The sequence below is a fragment of the Kitasatospora herbaricolor genome, assembly GCF_030813695.1.
Taxonomy (GTDB): Bacteria; Actinomycetota; Actinomycetes; order Streptomycetales; family Streptomycetaceae; genus Kitasatospora; species Kitasatospora herbaricolor.
On record NZ_JAUSVA010000002.1, the window covers coordinates 8,188,435 to 8,204,490 of the forward strand.

Below are 16,056 nucleotides of genomic sequence, written 5' to 3' on the forward strand. Positions count from 1 at the left end.
CGGGGCTGACACGGGCCGGCCACCGGCCACCGGCCGCCGGCCGCACAGGGCCGCCTGCCGCCCGCTGTCCGCGCCGCCCGCTGTCCGCACCGCCCGTTGTGGCGCCGGCAGCCCCGGAGGGCTCCCGGCGCTGACCGCCCGGGGTCAGCCGCCCATCCGGTCCACGGCGGTGATGCGCAGCACCGCGCGGCCCTCCTCGTTCGAGCCGTGCAGGTCGACCTCGGCGCTGATGCCCCAGTCGTGGTGGCCCGCCGGGTCGTCGAAGATCTGCCGGACCTGCCAGGCGTCCTCCTCCTGCTCGATCAGCAGCATCTTCGGCCCGCGTGCGTCCGGGCCGGTGGAGAGGTCGTCGTGCTCCTCCCAGTACGGGTCCATCGCGTCCGCCCAGCGGTCGGCGTCCCAGCCGTACTCGCCGTCCAGCTCGCCGAGCGCGTGGTAGTTCTCCAGCGCGGCCAGCTCCACCCGGCGGAACATCTCGTTGCGGACCAGCACCCGGAACGCCCGCTCGTTGGCGGTGACCGGCGCGGGCCGGTCGTCCAGCGTCACCTCGGGGGCCAACGGGTCGGTGGGGTTGGCCAGTTGCTCCCACTCGTCGAGCAGGCTGGAGTCGACCTGGCGGACCAGCTCGCCCAGCCAGGCGATCACGTCCTTGAGGTCGTCGGTCTTGATGTCCTCCGGGACGGTCTGCTCCAGCGCCTTGAACGCGCCCGCCAGGTAGCGCAGCACGATGCCCTCGGTGCGGGCCAGGTCGTAGTGGCCGACGTAGTCGCTGAAGGTCATCGCCCGCTCGTAGAGGTCCCGGACGACCGACTTGGGCTGCAGCGGGTGGTCGCCGATCCACGGGTGCGCGCGCCGGTAGACGTCGTACGCGTGGCTGAGCAGTTCCTCCAGCGGCTTCGGGTACGTGATGTCCTGGAGCCGCTCCATCCGCTCCTCGTACTCGACGCCGTCGCGCTTCATCTCGCCGATGGCCTCGCCGCGCGCCTTGTTCTGCTGGGAGGCGAGGATCTGGCGCGGGTCGTCGAGGGTCGCCTCGACCACCGAGACCACGTCCATCGCGTACGAGGGCGAGGCCGGGTCCAGCAGTTCGAAGGCGGCCAGCGCGAAGGTGGAGAGCGGCTGGTTGAGCGCGAAGTTCTCCTGCAGGTCGACGGTCAGGCGCACGATCCGGCCGTCGGCGTCCGGCTCCGGCAGCCGCTCGACCACGCCGCCGTCCAGCAGCGAGCGGTAGATGGCGATGGCGTTGCGGATGTGCCGGCGCTGCGCGGAGCGCTCCTCGTGGTTGTCGGTGAGCAGGTGCCGCATCGCCTCGAAGGCGTTGCCGGGGCGGCCGATCACCGAGAGCAGCATCGCGTGGCTGACCTTGAAGCGGGAGACCAGCGGCTCCGGGTCGGCGGCGATGAGCTTCTCGAAGCCCTCCTCCGTCCAGCCGACGAAGCCCTCGGGTGCCTTCTTGCGGACCACCTTGCGGCGCTTCTTCGGGTCGTCGCCGGCCTTGGAGAGCGCCTTGTCGTTCTCCACCACGTGCTCCGGCGCCTGCGCCGCCACCTGCCCGACGGTGTCGAAGCCGGCCCGCCCGGCCCGGCCGGCGATCTGGTGGAACTCGCGGGCCCGCAGGGTGCGCACCCGGATGCCGTCGTACTTGGACAGCGCGGTGAACAGCACCGTGCGGATCGGCACGTTGACGCCGACGCCGAGCGTGTCGGTGCCGCAGATGACCTTCAACAGACCGGCCTGGGCGAGGCGTTCGACCAGGCGGCGGTACTTGGGCAGCATGCCGGCGTGGTGCACGCCGATGCCGTGCCGCACGAACCGGGAGAGGTTGCGGCCGAACTTGGTGGTGAAGCGGAAGTTGCCGATCAGGTCGGCGATGGCGTCCTTCTCCGCCTTCGAGCACATGTTGATGCTCATCAGCGACTGCGCCCGCTCCACCGCCTCCTTCTGGGTGAAGTGCACGACGTACACCGGCGCCTGACCGGTCGTCAGCAGCTCCTCCAGGGTGTCGTGCATGGTGGTGCGGCGGTACTCGTAGAACAGCGGGACGGGCCGGGTCGCCGAGCGGACCACGGTGGTCGGGCGGCCGGTGCGGCGGGCCAGGTCCTCCTCGAAGCGGCGGACGTCGCCGAGGGTGGCCGACATCAGCAGGAACTGCGCGTGCGGCAGCTCCAGGATCGGGATCTGCCAGGCCCAGCCGCGGTCCGGCTCGGCGTAGAAGTGGAACTCGTCCATCACCACCTGGCCGACGTCGGCCTGCGCCCCGTCGCGCAGCGCGATGTTGGCCAGCACCTCGGCCGTGCAGCAGATGATCGGCGCGGTCGGGTTCACGCTCGCGTCGCCGGTCATCATGCCGACCTGCTCGGTGCCGAACATCTTGCACAGGTCGAAGAACTTCTCCGAGACCAGCGCCTTGATCGGCGCGGTGTAGAAGGTCCGCTTGCCCTCGGCCAGCGCCGCGAAGTGCGCACCCGCCGCCACCAGGCTCTTCCCCGAGCCGGTCGGGGTCGCCAGGATCACGTTGTTCCCCGAGACCAGCTCGATCAGCGCCTCCTCCTGGGCGGGGTACAGCGTGATGCCGCGCTCCTCCGCCCAGGCGGCGAAGGTCTCGTACAGCGCGTCGGGGGTGGCGGGGCTCGGCATCAGGTCAAGGAGGGTCACCCGGCTATCTTGCCTGCTCGCGGCGCCCCCGGGCAAAGGCCGGGACGCCGGGGCCGCCCGGGGCGGCGTCCGGCCCCGCGACGGGTGCTCCGCCGGGCCGGTCGGTCGCCTCCAGCGAGAGCAGCAGCCGCAGCGCCGCCTCGCTCGGGCTGCCGGGCTCCACGGTGTACGCCACCAGCGCCTGGTCCGGGTCGTCGGGCAGCCGGAAGGTCTCGAAGGCCAGCTCCAGCGGGCCGACCACCGGGTGCCGGAACCCGTACGAGCCCCGGGTCTTGTCGCGGACCTCCTGGCCGGCCCAGAGCCGGGCGAAGTCGCGGCTGCCCATGCTCAGTTCGCCGATCAGGGCGGACAGTCCCGGGTCGTGCGGGTGGCGGCCCGCCCCCAGGCGCAGGTACGCCACCACGTCGGCGGCCTTCTGCTCCCAGTCCGCGTACAGCTCCCGGGAGGCCTCGTCCAGGAAGATCATCCGGGCCTTCTGCCGTCGCCCGGGCTCCAGCGCCCCGAAGTCGGTGATCAGCGCCGCCGCCGGCCGGTTCCACGCCAGCACCTCGGTGTCCGGTCCCAGCACGTACGCGGGGACGTCGCTCATCGAGTCCAGCAGCCGCTGGAGGCCGGGCAGCACCCGCTGAACCGGCCGGGGCTCCCGGGCCGCCGGCCGGGGGCGGGCCAGGTTGCCCAGGTGCCGGCGCTCGTCGGGGCCGAGCCGCAGAGCCCGCGCCACCGCGTCCAGCACCGCCTGCGACACGTGGTCGGTCCGGCCCTGCTCCAGCCGCACGTAGTAGTCGACGCTCACCCCGGCCAGCTGGGCCAGCTCCTCGCGCCGCAACCCCGGCACCCGCCGCCGGCCGCCGTAGTCGGGCAGGCCGGTCTCCTCCGGCTTCAGGCGCGCGCGGCGCGACCGGAGGAACTGCCCCAGCTCGGCTCGTCTGTCCATGCCGCAGATCATCGCGCACCGGCCGGCGCCGAGCCTGGTCCTGCTGGACCCAGGGTAGGGCGGAGCCCTGCCGGGGACGGCGCGGCGGGCGAAGGATCGGGTCCGGCAGCAGACCGCACCCCCTCCGGAGGGACCTACATGACCGACGTACCCACCGTGCCGCTCGGCGGCACCGACCTGATGATCAGCCGGATCGGCTTCGGCGCCTGGGCGATCGGCGGCGCCGGCTGGCGCTACAGCTGGGGAGCCCAGGACGACCGCGACTCGATCGCCGCCGTCCACCGCGCCGTCGAGCTGGGCGTCAACTGGATCGACACCGCCGCCGTCTACGGCCTCGGCCACTCCGAGGAGGTCGTCGGGCAGGCCCTGGCCGGGCTGCCGGCCTCCCGGCGGCCGTACGTGTTCACCAAGTGCGGCCTGGTCTGGGACGACCGCGACCCGCTCGGCGCGCCCCGCAAGGTGATGGAGCCCGCCGGTGTGCGCCGCGAGCTGGAGGCCTCGCTGCGCCGGCTCGGGGTCGAGCAGATCGACCTCTACCAGGTGCACTGGCCCGGCGACGGCCGGCCGCTGGAGTGGGGCGCCGAGGCGCCGGCCGAGGCCCAGGGCACCCCGCTGGAGGAGTACTGGCAGCTGATGGCCGACCTGCGGACGGAGGGCAAGGTCCGTGCGATCGGTCTCTCCAACCACGGCCCCGAGCAGCTGGCCGCGGCCGCGAAGGTCGCCCGGGTGGACGCGATCCAGCCGCAGTTCTCGCTGCTCAGCAGGTCCGCCGCGGCGGACCTGGCCTGGGCCGCGGCCAACGACGCGGCCGCCGTGGTCTACCAGCCGCTGGCCTCGGGCCTGCTCACCGGCGCCTTCACGGCCGAACGGGTGGCCGGCCTGGACCCGGAGGACTGGCGGCGCGGCTTCCCGGACTTCACCACCGAACTCCCCCGCAACCTCGCCCTGGTGGACGCCCTGCGCCCGGTGGCCGAACGGCACGGCAGCACGGTGTCGGCGGTGGCCGTCGCCTGGACCCTCGCCTGGCCCGGCGTGAGCGGGGCCATCGTCGGCGCCCGCCGGCCCGGGCAGATCGACGACTGGGCCGGCGCCGTCCGGCTGAAGCTGGACGCCGCCGACCTCGACGCGATCACCGCGGCACTGGCCCGCACCGGGGCCGGCTCCGGACCGCTGCGCCCCTGAGCGGCCGCCGGTGTCCCCGAGGACGGGCGACTGCCCCTGGGGGACACCGGCCCGCCCGCCCGTCCGTCGGCCCCCGTCCCCATCCGTGGAACAAGGAGTGAACCCGTGATCGTGATCGCGACCCTGGTGGCCGCAGCCGGCCGCACCGACCGGCTGCGCACCGCGCTGGAGGCGATGATCGAGCCGTCCCTGGCGGAGCCCGGCTGCCTCGGCTACCAGCTCTACGCCGACCCGAACCGGCCCGAGCAGATGGCCGTCCTCGAGGAGTGGACGGACGAGGAGGCCCTCCAACTCCACTTCGGGACAGGCCACTTCAAGCAGGTGAGCGAAGTCCTCGGCGAAGTGCTGGCCGTACCGCCGCAGTTGCGCCGACTGACCGAGCGGAGGGCCTGACCGCCCGCCTGCCTGCCCTGCCCTGCCTGCCTCGCCTGCCCCGCCCGCCCGGGCCTGCCGCCTGAGTACCCGTACTCAGGCGGCATGATCGACAACGCGCTAGGGTGATCGCCGCCACGGGGCGGGAGCGCCCCGGACACCGACTCGGGGGAGCTCATGAACCACACACCTGCGCACGTCACCGGCCCGCGGGCCGGGTGCTGAGCGGATGGACATCGCCGCTCTGCGCGACGCCAGGCCGGGCGAGCTGTACGGCGCCGCCGACGCCTACGACCGGCTGCACAGCGCCTTCCAGGAGCACACCTCCAGCTGGCAGCGCGGCACCGCCGACCGGGTGCACGGGTCGCAGTGGACCGGTCAGGCCGCCACCGGCGCCATCGCCTCCATCGACGGGACCACCGGCAGGCTGCAGGCCGCCGGCATCGAACTCGGCCTGATCGGCGCGGTGCTGCGCGACGGCGCCGAGGCCTTCGAACTCGCCCGGGCCAAGCTGCTGCAGGCCCTCGCCGACGCCCGGGCGAAGGGCCTCGGCGTCGACGACCGCGGTGACGTCGGCTGGGAGCCGCTGGACCCGCGCAGCAGGCACGACCCGGACGCGGCCGACTACGAGCGCACGCAGAAGGCGGCCGCCCAGGACATCGGCGACCGCATCACCCTGGCCATGACGCCGCAGAACGGCGGGCCGTCCCTCGCCAACATCGGCGCCGTGGTGGCCGGCCACGGCGACCGCGCGCGGCTGGTGGCGGGCCGGTGAACCGGCGCGCGCCGCGATCCTGCGCGGCGGTGGCCGCCGGGGGCCTCGCGCTGCTCCTCGCGCTCGGCGGGTACGGGTGGGCGACCGGTGGGTGGCTGCCGCGGCTCGACCGGCCGGTGATGACCGCGGAGCAGGCCCGGGACCGGATCGACGGCGCGCTGCACGGGAGCATGGACGGCGTGGCCCCGGCCGTCCCCTACCTGGACGACTGGTACGACGTCGGCCGGGGCGATCCGCACTGGGACGGCGAGGCGAGCCGCTACTCGCTGGTGAGCCGCAGCTGGCGGGTGCGGGTGCGGCTGGCGCCCGGCCGGCGGGACGAGTTCCTGGCGGCGGTGACCGCCTCCTGGCAGCAGCGGGGGTACCGGGTCGGCCCGGCCCTCGACCCGGCCGGGACGCCCTACGACGGGCGCCAGGACCGCGTCACCCGGTCGGCGACGACCCCGGACGGCGTGTTCGTCACGGTCACGCTGGACGGCCGCCCCCAGGACCCGGAGGCGGGGCCGGGCGGCTCGGCCCCGTACGTCACGGTGGTGGTCGCCGCGACGGTGGCCGACGCCGAGTACGGCGGCACGTCGGTCTACGGGAAACGCCCGCCGCTCCCGGCGGACGCGCCGCGGCGGGCGGACGGCGGCCCGGACCGTACGCCGTCCGTCGACGACCCGTACTGGTCCCACTGAGGGATCCCGTCGTGCCGGTCGTCCCGGGGGTTCCCGTCGCACCGGGGGAGTTGACGGGGCGACGGCAGGCGGCCCGGGCCGTGTGCGCAGGCGCACATTGCCCGGGCCGCTTCCCTCGTGCCAGAGTGCGGCCCATGGCCCATCCCACCGCGCCCGAGCAGCAGACCCTCACCCCGGCCGCCGTCTTCGACTGGCTCGACGAGGCCGCCGAGCTGCGGGCCCGGGCCGGCCTCACCCGGACGCTGCGCAGCCGCCCGGCCGACGACCCGGTGCTGGACCTGGCGAGCAACGACTACCTCGGGCTGGTCCACCACCCCGCCGTGACCGGCGCCGCCGCCGAGGCGGCCCTGCGTTGGGGCGGCGGCTCCACCGGCTCCCGGCTGGTCACCGGCACCACCGCGCTGCACACCGAGCTGGAGGAGGAGCTGGCCGCGTTCTGCGGGGTCGAGGCGGCGCTGGTGTTCTCCTCCGGCTACACCGCGAACCTGGCCGCGCTCACCGCGCTCACCGACCCGGACACCCTGATCGTCTCGGACGCCAACAACCACGCCTCGCTGATCGACGGCTGCCGGCTGTCGCGCAGCGACGTCCACCGGGCGCCGCACAGCGACCCCGCCGCCGTCGCCGCCGCGCTGGCGGCCCGGACGCACCGGCGCGCCCTGGTGGTCACCGACTCGGTCTTCTCGGTGGACGGCAACGCCGCCCGCCTCCCGGAGCTGTCCACCGCCGCCCGCGCCCACGGCGCAGCCCTGCTGGTGGACGACGCGCACGGGCTCGGCGTGCTCGGCCCCGGCGGCGCGGGCGCGCTGGCCGCCGCCGGCCTGGCCGGGCAGCCGGACACCGTCGCCACCGTGACGCTGTCCAAGTCGCTCGGCGCGCAGGGCGGCGCCGTCCTCGGCCCGCGCCGGGTCGTCCGGCACCTCGTCGAGACCGCCCGCACCTTCATCTTCGACACCGGCCTGGCCCCGGCCGCGGCGGGCGCCGCCCTGGGGGCGCTGCGCCTGCTGCGGGCCGAGCCGCACCGCGCCGAGCGTGCCCGCGAGGTGGCCCGGACGCTGTCGGCCCGGCTCACCGCCGCCGGTCTGGTGGCGAGTTCACCGGACGCCGCGGTGGTGTCGGTGCGCGCGCCCGGCCCCGAGGCCGCGGTGGCCTGGGCGGCGGACTGCCGGGCGGCCGGCCTCGCGGTGGGCTGCTTCCGCCCGCCGTCGGTGCCCGACGGCGTCTCCCGGCTGCGGCTGACCGCCCGCGGCGACCTGACCGAGCGGCAGATCGCCGACGCCGTCCGCATCATCACCGCGACCGCGCCGGCGGGCGCCGCCGGCTGACCTGCCCCGACGGGCCCGGACCGGCCCGGTCAGTGCTTGCGGGCCCGGCTGGGCTGGACCCGGGTCGGCTCGCCGGCCGCCTTGGGGTGGTCCGGCGGGTAGGGCAGCTCGCCCATCCCCTCGTCCTTCGCCTGCCGTTCGTACAGCTCCAGCAGCGGCTCCAGCCCGAAGGCCCGGCCGTCCATCCCGGCCTGCAGGTCGCCGACCTCGGCGAACCGGGCCGGTACCGTCCGCAGGTCGAAGTCCTCGGGCGAGGCGTCGTCCAGCTCCTCCCAGCGCAGCGGCGTGGAGGCGGTGGCGCCGGGCCGGGCGCGCAGCGAGTACGCCGAGGCGATGGTGCGGTCGCGGGCCATCTGGTTGTAGTCGACGAAGATCTTCTCGCCGCGCTCCTCCTTCCACCAGGCGGTGGTGACCTGGCCGGGCATCCGCTGCTCCAGGGCCCGGCCGAGCGCGATCACGGCGTGCCGGCAGTCGGTGAAGGTCCAGCGCGGTTCCACCGGGACGTAGACGTGCAGGCCGCGCCCGCCGGAGGTCTTCGGCCAGCCCTGCAGCCCGTACCCGTCCAGCAGCGCGCGCAGCTCGTGGGCGGCCCGGACGGCGTCGTGGAAGTCGGTCCCGGGCTGCGGGTCGAGGTCGATCCGCAGCTCGTCGGGGTGCTCGGTGTCGGCCCGGCGCACCGGCCAGGGGTGGAAGGTCAGGCAGCCCAGGTTGGCGGCCCACAGCACGGCGGCCGGCTCGGTCGGGCAGATCTCGTCCGCCGAACGGCCGCTGGGGAAGTTGATCGTCGCGGTCGGCAGCCAGTCGGGCAGGCCCTTGGGCGCCCGCTTCTGGTAGAAGAACTCGCCGTCCACCCCGTCCGGGAACCGCTGCAGCGTGGTCGGCCGCTCGCGCAGGCCCCGCAGCACCCCTTCGGCGACCGCCAGGTAGTACTGCGCCACGTCCAGCTTGGTGTACCCGCGCTCGGGGAAGTACACCTTGTCCGGGTTCGACAGCCGTACGGTGCGCCCGGCGACGTCCAGCTCCACAGCTCCAGCCATACCGACCACGCTAGGCGGAGGGGCCGGGGCGCGCGCCCGGAGCGCGGCCGTCCCCGTGCGGGCCGGGTCGGGCGGCGGCACCATCGGAGACATGGACCTGCCTGTGATGCCGCCGGTCGCGCCGATGCTCGCCAAGTCGGTGCCCGAGATCCCGCCCGGGATGCAGTACGAGGCCAAGTGGGACGGCTTCCGCGCGATCGTCTTCCGGGACGGTGACGAGGTGGAGATCGGCAGCCGGACGGGCAAGCCGCTGACCCGGTACTTCCCCGAGCTGGTGACCGCCTTCCGGGAGGCGCTGCCGCCGCGCTGCGTGGTGGACGGCGAGATCGTGATCGCGCGCGAGGGGCGGCTGCGGTTCGAGGAACTGCTGGAGCGGATCCACCCGGCGGCCTCCCGGGTGCGGACCCTCGCCGAGCGGACCCCGGCCTCCTTCGTCGGCTTCGACCTGCTGGCGCTGGGGGACGGCTCGCTGCTGGACGAACCGCTGTCCTCGCGCCGGCCGGCCCTGGTGGAGGCGTTGCGGAACGCCGCCGACCCGGTCTTCACCGCCCCGGCCACCACCGACCGCGAGCTGGCCGGCACCTGGTTCGCGCAGTTCGAGGGCGCCGGACTGGACGGCGTGGTGGCCAAGCCGCTGGACCAGCCCTACCGGCCCGGCGACCGGACGATGTTCAAGGTCAAGCACGGGCGGACCGCCGACTGCGTGGTGGCGGGCTACCGCGAGCACAAGAGCGGTCCGGTGGTCGGCTCGCTGCTGCTCGGCCTGTACGACGCCGACGGGCGGCTGCAGCACGTGGGTGTCTGCGCGGCCTTCACCGCGGCCCGCCGCCGCGAGCTGGTCGAGGAGCTGGCCCCGCTGCGGATGGACGCCGCGGCCGGGCACCCCTGGGGCGCCTGGGCCGACGAGGAGGCCCAGGCGAGCGGGCGGCTGCCCGGCGCGCAGAGCCGCTGGACGGGCGGCAAGGACCTCTCCTGGGTGGCACTGCGCCCGGAGCGGGTCTGCGAGGTGGCGTACGACCACATGGAGGGCACCCGGTTCCGGCACACCGCGCAGTTCCGCCGCTGGCGCCCGGACCGGACCCCGGAGAGCTGCACGTACGAGCAACTGGAGGAGCCGGTCTCGTACGACCTGGCGCGGGTGCTGGGGACGTAGGGCGCGCCCCGGGAGCCCGCCGCCGGCCCGTGCGGGTCGCGGGGCCGTCCGCCGCCGCCGGGTCGGGCGGACCCGGACGCCGTACCGTGGCAGGGTGCGGACCGTCGAGCTGACCTGCGTGCCGGACCTCGACGCCGAGGTGCGGCGCGTGTGGCGCCGGCTGGCCGACGCGGGCGTACCCGGCCTGGCCTCGCACCCGCACCCGACCAACCGGCCGCACCTGACGGTGGCCGCGTGCGAGGCGGTGCCCGCGGCGGTCCTGGCGGATGTCGCGGCCCTGCTGCGGCGCACGCTGCCGCTGCCGGCCCGGTCGACGGGGCCGGTCGTCCTCCGGGCGGCCCGTGGGCGGCACGTCCTCGCCCTGGAGGTCGATCCGACGGTGGAGCTGCTCGCCCTCCACGGCGAGGTCTGGGACCTTCTCGACGGAGCCCCCGGTCCGCACCCGTGGCTCGTGCCCGGACGCTGGCGGCCGCACCTGAGCCTCACCCGGCCGCTGGACGCACGCGGCCTGGCGCTCGCCCACGCCGCACTGCCGGTGCCGTGCCGGCCCGCCGGCACCTTCGACGCCGCCCGCAGCTACGACAGCGGGACCCGCAGCACCGTGGAGCTGTCCGGCTGACGGCCGGGCGCGGTGCGTCACCGCGCCGGGCGGCGTCGTGGCGGACCGCGGCGGGCGGCCCCCGGTACGACGGCGTCCGTCCGGGGGCCGCCCGCAGGGGACGGCCACCGGACGGAGGGGCTGCTCGGGGCGGGATCAGCCGGCGTAGGTCCGCAGGTACTCGAACCGGGCGGTGGCGCCGGACTTGTTCATCGAGACGAGGCCGATCTTCAGCGCGCCCCCGACCGGCAGGGTCCAGACACCGGCGTACGACCAGGTGACGCCGTCGCGACTGGTGACGGCCCGCACCTCGTGCTCGTTGTGCCCGGTGTCGGTGTGGTGGACCAGCCGCAGCCAGAGGGTGTCGGCGGCGGGCCCGCCGAACATCGGGGCGTTGGCGACGGCGGTCGGCGGGGTGGTGGTCGGACGCTCGCCCTCCTTGCCGAACTCGGTGACGTGCAGCAGGGCGCCGTTGCCGTTGTTCAGCGGCAGCACGGAGTGGACGAGCTTGAACCACCGGTCGTCGTTCTCGTACAGGACGAGACCGGCCTGCTGCGCGCTCTGCCCCGGCGCGAAGAGCATCTTCGTCTCTACGGTGAAGTCGCCCGAGGGCGCCGGGCGTTGCAGGACCGAGGCGGTGTTGGTGCCCAGGTGGAGCTCGGCGTCCTGGGTGGGCCAGCTGAGGGAGCCGGAGCCGGCCGTGACACCGGCGGCCGGGCCGCGGACCCAGCTCCACGGCGAGCCCGCCGTGGTGCCGGGCACCGCCGTGCTGTCGAACTCGTCGCTGTACGCGGGCAGCAGGGCACCGGGCGTCGGGTCGGCGACCCGCGTGGTGACGGGGTTGTACAGCGCGGTGGCGGTGGCGTTGTCGCCGGCCGCGCCGGCGCCCTTGGCGGACAGGCCGACCGAGCCGCCGTGGGCCGCGCCGGTGGGGAGCGTCCGGGTCTGGACGGCGACCGGGTCGTGGAGGCGGTCGTGGCTGACCTCCACCGTCATTGCGGTGCCGCGGAGTTCGGCCGTGACGCTGTGCCAGGTGTTCCAGGTGAAGCCGCTCGGCAGGGCGGTGATCTGCTCACCCGAGGAGACACCGCCGACGATCGCCTCGGTGACGAGGGCGTTGCGCGCGCGGTCGATCCAGGCGGTGACCCGGTCGCCGGGCCCGGTGTACGCGAGGGTCAGGCCCGCGGCGCCGCCGGCGGTGACCCGCAGGTCCGCCTCGGCGCGGACGTTCGCGGGTGCGGTCGCGTTGCTGACCAGGTGGGCGGCGGCGGTGCCGCTGTCGCCGCCGCAATGTGCCGCAATGATCGGCACTCGTCGCCGGCTCCGGGGGCGCCGTCGCGCGAGGGCCGAGAAGTGACGGGAAGGCAGGAGCAGCGGGGCCGGGCCTGTGGGCCCCGAGCGGCCGTCAAGTCCGTCTTCTGCGGGGATCGGGCGGAGATCTCCCCGAGCGGCGGCCGGCGATCCGTCAGGTCCGGAACCGAACCCCGGTCATGTGGGCAGGCCCTCCGATGCACGCCGCTCCCGGGCCGGTCGCGGGCCTGCTCCGGGCCTGCTCGCGGGCCTGCTCCGGGCCTGCGGAGAGCGGGTGTGTGCCGGGTGGGCGGCCGGTGCCCGGGCGGTGGGTGCACCGTGCGCGGGGCGGCTTCGTGCCGGTGCGTGCCCTCGCCGGGGTTCCCGGCGGGTGCGTCGGCGGATGTTCCCGGTGCTCCCTTCGCGGGCGGCTGGGGTCCGAGGGCGTTCGGGGACGATCCGTCGTTCGGGCGGCCGGTCGGGTGGCCTGTAGTCATTGTTGCTGTACAGCAAAGTGAATGACGTGTCGTCAAGAGATGACGGACAGTCCTTGACTGGCCATTTGGTCTATGCCAATCTCTCGGAAGGTCTGGACCAGAGGTCTTCCACGGAAGGAGCCCGGGTCCGTCGGGGGCTCAGCAGTGGGGGTGCGCCGCACCGGCGCCCGCTCCGGGCCGCCGAGCCGACGGCCACCCCTGTGGGCCGTGCGGACCTCGTCCGATCGCCCCCTTCAACGCCCCGGACCCGGCCCGAACCGTCATCGGGCACGCGCTCCCGCAGCCCGACCGTCAAAGTGAGTCGCTCATGCCCGAACAGCTCCCTGACCGCAGCGCGATCCCGGCCGGCCCGGCCCAGCAGGGCGTCTGGTTGACCGAGCGGCTGCTCGCCGCCCACGAGGCCTACCACCTGCCGGTGCGGATCGCCTTCGACGCGGTCGACCCGGACGCCCTGGAGCAGGCCGTCACGGCGCTGGTGGACCGGCATCCGCTGCTCGCCGCGGCCCTGGTGGAGCAGCAGGGCGAGGTCCTGGTGGTGCCGGCCGGGCGGCGGCCCACGCTCCAGCGGGTCGACGCCGGGCTGGACTCCGCGGCCGACTTCGAGAAGCGGGTGGAACAGGACGCCGCGCGTCCGTTCACCCTCGGCACCGGCCCGACGGCCCGGTTCACGCTCTACCTGCGGCCGGACGGCCGGGCCGAACTGCTGGCCGTGGCCCACCACGCCGTGTTCGACGGCGCCTCGAAGGAGATCCTGGTCAACGACCTGGCCGCCGGTTACGCCGCCGCGTTGCCCGGTGCCGTCCACCAGCGTCCCCAGGCCCCGGCCGGTCCTCCGGTCGTCGCCGCACCGGCCCCCGACCCGGAGACGGTCCGCCGGGCGGCGGAGTGGTTCGGCCCGCGCTGGGCGGCCGCCACCGAGCCGGTGCTGCCCGGCGGCGCCCGCGCCACCACCGCAGCCGGCCCCGGCGAGAGCGTCACCTGGGCGCTGGACGCGGCCGCCCGCGAGGCCCTGGCCGACGCGGCGGCCCGGAGCGGCGTGACGGTGTTCGAGTTCCTGCTCGCCGCCCTGCACGGGCTGCTGCGCCGCTACGGGGGTGAGGCCGTGCCGGTCTCCGTCCCGCTGTCGACCCGGACCGCCGGTCAGGCCGGCGAAATCGGCCTGTTCGTCAACGAGTTGCCCGTGCACGCCCCCGTCCTCGACGGCGCCGGCAGTGACACCGACCCGGCCGGCGCGATCGGCTTCGACGACTGGGCCCGGGCCGTCCGGGCCGAGCTGCGCGGCGGCTACCCCTTCCGCGGCGTGCCGTTCGGCGCGGCGGTCGGCGCGCTGAGCCCGCGGGTCGGGCTGGCGCCCGTCTCCTTCGGCTACCGCCGGCGCGGGCCGCAGGCGCACTTCGCCGGGACCACGGCCCGGGTGGACTGGGCGGTGTTCAACGGCACCGCCCGCAACACCCTCAACCTCCAGGTCGTCGACGCGCCCGACGGCACCGGCTTCTCCCTCCAGCACGACCCCGCGGTGCTCGCCCCGGACGCCGCCCGGCGGATCGCCCGCCACTACGCCACCCTGCTGGCCGGCGCCGTCGCCGCCCCGCGGGCCCCGCTCGGCGACCTGCCGCTGCTGGACGCCGAGGAGCACCGGCTGGTCACCGAGGCGTTCAACGCCACCGAGCAGCCCTACCCCGCCGACCGCACCGTGCTGGACCTGGTCCGTGAGCGGGCCGCCACCACCCCCGACGCCGTCGCTGTCAGCGCCGGCCCCGAGCGGGTCAGCTACCGCGAGCTGACCCGCCGCACCGATCAGCTGGCCGCGGGCCTGCGCGCCGCCGGGGCCGGCCCCGGCACCCTGGTCGCCCTCCATCTGCACCGCACCGGCGACCTGCCCGTGGCCCTGCTCGCGGTGCTCGCCACCGGCGCCGCCTACCTGCCGCTGGACCCGGGCTACCCGCAGCCGCGCCTGGCCGCGATCCTGGCGGACTCCGGCGCCGCGCTGCTGCTCGCCGACCAGGACCCGGCGCCCGCCCTCGCCGCCGTCGCGCCCGCCGTGGTCCGGCTGGACGCCGCCCTGGCGGCCGGTGCCGCCGCGGGCACCGACCCGGCCGCCCCGGCGGCGGGCCCGGCGGACACCGCGTACGTGCTGTACACCTCCGGCTCCACCGGCCGGCCCAAGGGCGTCGCGGTCGGGCACCGCGCGCTGGTCAACCTGCTCCACTCCTTCGCGGGCCGGCTGGAATCCGGGCCGCAGGACGTCTGGCTCGGCCTGACCTCGCTCTCCTTCGACATCTCCGCACTGGAGATCTACCTCCCCCTGATCACCGGCGGCCGGCTCGTCCTGGCGACCGACGGGCTGGCGGTGGACGGCGCGGGGCTGCTCGACCTGATCCGGCGCGAGGGCGTCACCCACGCGCAGGCCACCCCCTCCGGCTGGCGGGTCCTGCTGTCGGCGGGCCCGGAGCGCACCGGTCTGGTCGCCCTGGCGGGCGGTGAGGCGCTGCCGCTGCCGCTGGCCAGGGAGCTGCGGGCGGTGGTGGGCCGGCTGTTCAACGTCTACGGGCCGACCGAGACGACGATCTGGTCCACCTGCGCGGAGATCCCGGCCGGCCCGACCGGCGTCACCATCGGCCGCCCGATCGCCAACACCCGCGCCCAGGTGGTGGACTCCGCCCTGCGGCCGGTGCCGATCGGCGTGCCCGGCGAGCTGCTGCTCGGCGGGGACGGCGTCGCCGAAGGCTACCTGGGCCGCCCGGAGCTGACCGCCGAGCGCTTCGTCGAGGACCCGTACGGCCCGCCCGGCGCCCGCCGCTACCGCACCGGCGACCTCGCGGCCTGGACGCCCGACGGCGAGCTGGACTTCCTCGGCCGCGCCGACAACCAGGTGAAGATCCGCGGCCACCGGATCGAACTCGGCGAGATCGAGGCCCGGTTGCTGGAGCACCCGGCCGTCGCCGAGGCCGCGGTCGCGGTCCGCCCGGACCAGGCGGGCGAACCCCGGCTGGCCGGCTACCTGGTGACCACCGGTGCCCCCGGCCCGACCGCCGCCGAACTGCGCGAGCACCTGCTGGGCACCCTGCCCGCCGCCATGGTGCCGCAGGTGTTCGTCCCGCTGCCCGCGATGCCGCTCACCCCGAACGGCAAGCTCGACCGCCGGGCCCTGCCCGAGCCGCCCCCGGAGGCGCCCGCCGCCCCGCAGGGCCGGCCGGCTCCGGCGGACGAGCTCCAGGAGCAGTTGTGCGGGATCTGGGCCGAGGTGCTGGGCCTGCCCGAAGTCGGCCCGGAGGACGACCTGTTCGACCTCGGCGGGCACTCCTTGACGATCATCCAGATCAGCGCCCGGATCCGGCAGGCACTCGGGGTCGAGGTCGACTTCGACATCTTCTTCGACACCCCGACGGTGGCCGGGATCGCCGACGCCGTCCGCGAGCGGCTCTGACCGCCCGCCGGGGCCCCGGCCCGCCACCGGGCCGGCCCCGGCGCCCCGGCCCTCGACCTCCCTGGCCCTCGATCTCCCCGGCCCACGGCCGCCCGGGCCCACGGCCGCCCGGGCCCGGCACCGGCCGCACC

Annotated in this window: 12 protein-coding genes; 8 read left to right on the plus strand and 4 right to left on the minus strand. The window is 75.7% G+C overall.

The features are described from left to right. Nucleotides 1–144: 144 nt before the first annotated feature. Together J2S46_RS35515 and J2S46_RS35520 are read right to left on the minus strand one after the other, a co-directional pair. Nucleotides 145–2,637 carry a DEAD/DEAH box helicase gene (locus J2S46_RS35515; RefSeq protein ID WP_370882342.1) on the minus strand — a complete coding sequence of 831 codons (2,493 nt, stop codon included), beginning with the start codon at nt 2,635–2,637 and terminating at the stop codon, nt 145–147. A 22-nt stretch (nt 2,638–2,659) separates the two neighbouring features. Next, on the minus strand, nt 2,660–3,589 hold the full coding sequence (locus tag J2S46_RS35520) for a helix-turn-helix transcriptional regulator (protein ID WP_191292191.1): 930 nt from the start codon (nt 3,587–3,589) through the stop codon (nt 2,660–2,662). A 138-nt stretch (nt 3,590–3,727) separates the two neighbouring features. Between J2S46_RS35520 and J2S46_RS35525 the strand changes: the two genes are divergently transcribed. The 5 genes from J2S46_RS35525 (at nt 3,728) to J2S46_RS35545 (ending at nt 7,923) form a co-directional block, all read left to right on the plus strand. Continuing rightward, a complete protein-coding gene (locus tag J2S46_RS35525) occupies nt 3,728–4,771 on the plus strand; it encodes an aldo/keto reductase (RefSeq protein WP_191292190.1) in 1,044 nt (347 codons plus the stop codon). Nucleotides 4,772–4,876: 105 nt separating this feature from the next. Continuing rightward, nucleotides 4,877–5,164, plus strand: coding sequence for a putative quinol monooxygenase (locus J2S46_RS35530; RefSeq protein ID WP_191292189.1), 288 nt, complete (start codon nt 4,877–4,879; stop codon nt 5,162–5,164). A 208-nt stretch (nt 5,165–5,372) separates the two neighbouring features. Beyond that, complete coding sequence (locus J2S46_RS35535; RefSeq protein WP_191292188.1) at nt 5,373–5,918, plus strand: PPE domain-containing protein; 546 nt, start codon at nt 5,373–5,375, stop codon at nt 5,916–5,918. A gap of 29 nt (nt 5,919–5,947) precedes the next feature. Further along, complete coding sequence (locus J2S46_RS35540; RefSeq protein WP_191292187.1) at nt 5,948–6,598, plus strand: hypothetical protein; 651 nt, start codon at nt 5,948–5,950, stop codon at nt 6,596–6,598. A gap of 134 nt (nt 6,599–6,732) precedes the next feature. Continuing rightward, nucleotides 6,733–7,923 carry an 8-amino-7-oxononanoate synthase gene (locus tag J2S46_RS35545; protein WP_191292186.1) on the plus strand — a complete coding sequence of 397 codons (1,191 nt, stop codon included), beginning with the start codon at nt 6,733–6,735 and terminating at the stop codon, nt 7,921–7,923. A gap of 29 nt (nt 7,924–7,952) precedes the next feature. On the opposite strand, the gene ligD is transcribed toward J2S46_RS35545, so the two are convergent. Then, complete coding sequence (gene ligD, locus J2S46_RS35550) at nt 7,953–8,960, minus strand: non-homologous end-joining DNA ligase (RefSeq protein WP_191292185.1); 1,008 nt, start codon at nt 8,958–8,960, stop codon at nt 7,953–7,955. 91 nt (nt 8,961–9,051) lie between these two features. Here ligD and J2S46_RS35555 point away from each other — a divergent pair, with 91 nt between their 5' ends. Further along, a complete protein-coding gene (locus J2S46_RS35555) occupies nt 9,052–10,113 on the plus strand; it encodes an ATP-dependent DNA ligase (protein ID WP_191292184.1) in 1,062 nt (353 codons plus the stop codon). A 94-nt stretch (nt 10,114–10,207) separates the two neighbouring features. Then, on the plus strand, nt 10,208–10,732 hold the full coding sequence (locus J2S46_RS35560; RefSeq protein WP_191292183.1) for a 2'-5' RNA ligase family protein: 525 nt from the start codon (nt 10,208–10,210) through the stop codon (nt 10,730–10,732). A gap of 135 nt (nt 10,733–10,867) precedes the next feature. Here the strand turns inward: J2S46_RS35560 and J2S46_RS35565 are convergent, their stop codons facing one another. Further along, complete coding sequence (locus J2S46_RS35565; protein ID WP_229913055.1) at nt 10,868–12,022, minus strand: beta-xylosidase family glycoside hydrolase; 1,155 nt, start codon at nt 12,020–12,022, stop codon at nt 10,868–10,870. 783 nt (nt 12,023–12,805) lie between these two features. Here J2S46_RS35565 and J2S46_RS35570 point away from each other — a divergent pair. Beyond that, nucleotides 12,806–15,925, plus strand: coding sequence for a non-ribosomal peptide synthetase (locus J2S46_RS35570; protein ID WP_191292182.1), 3,120 nt, complete (start codon nt 12,806–12,808; stop codon nt 15,923–15,925). Nucleotides 15,926–16,056: the final 131 nt, after the last annotated feature.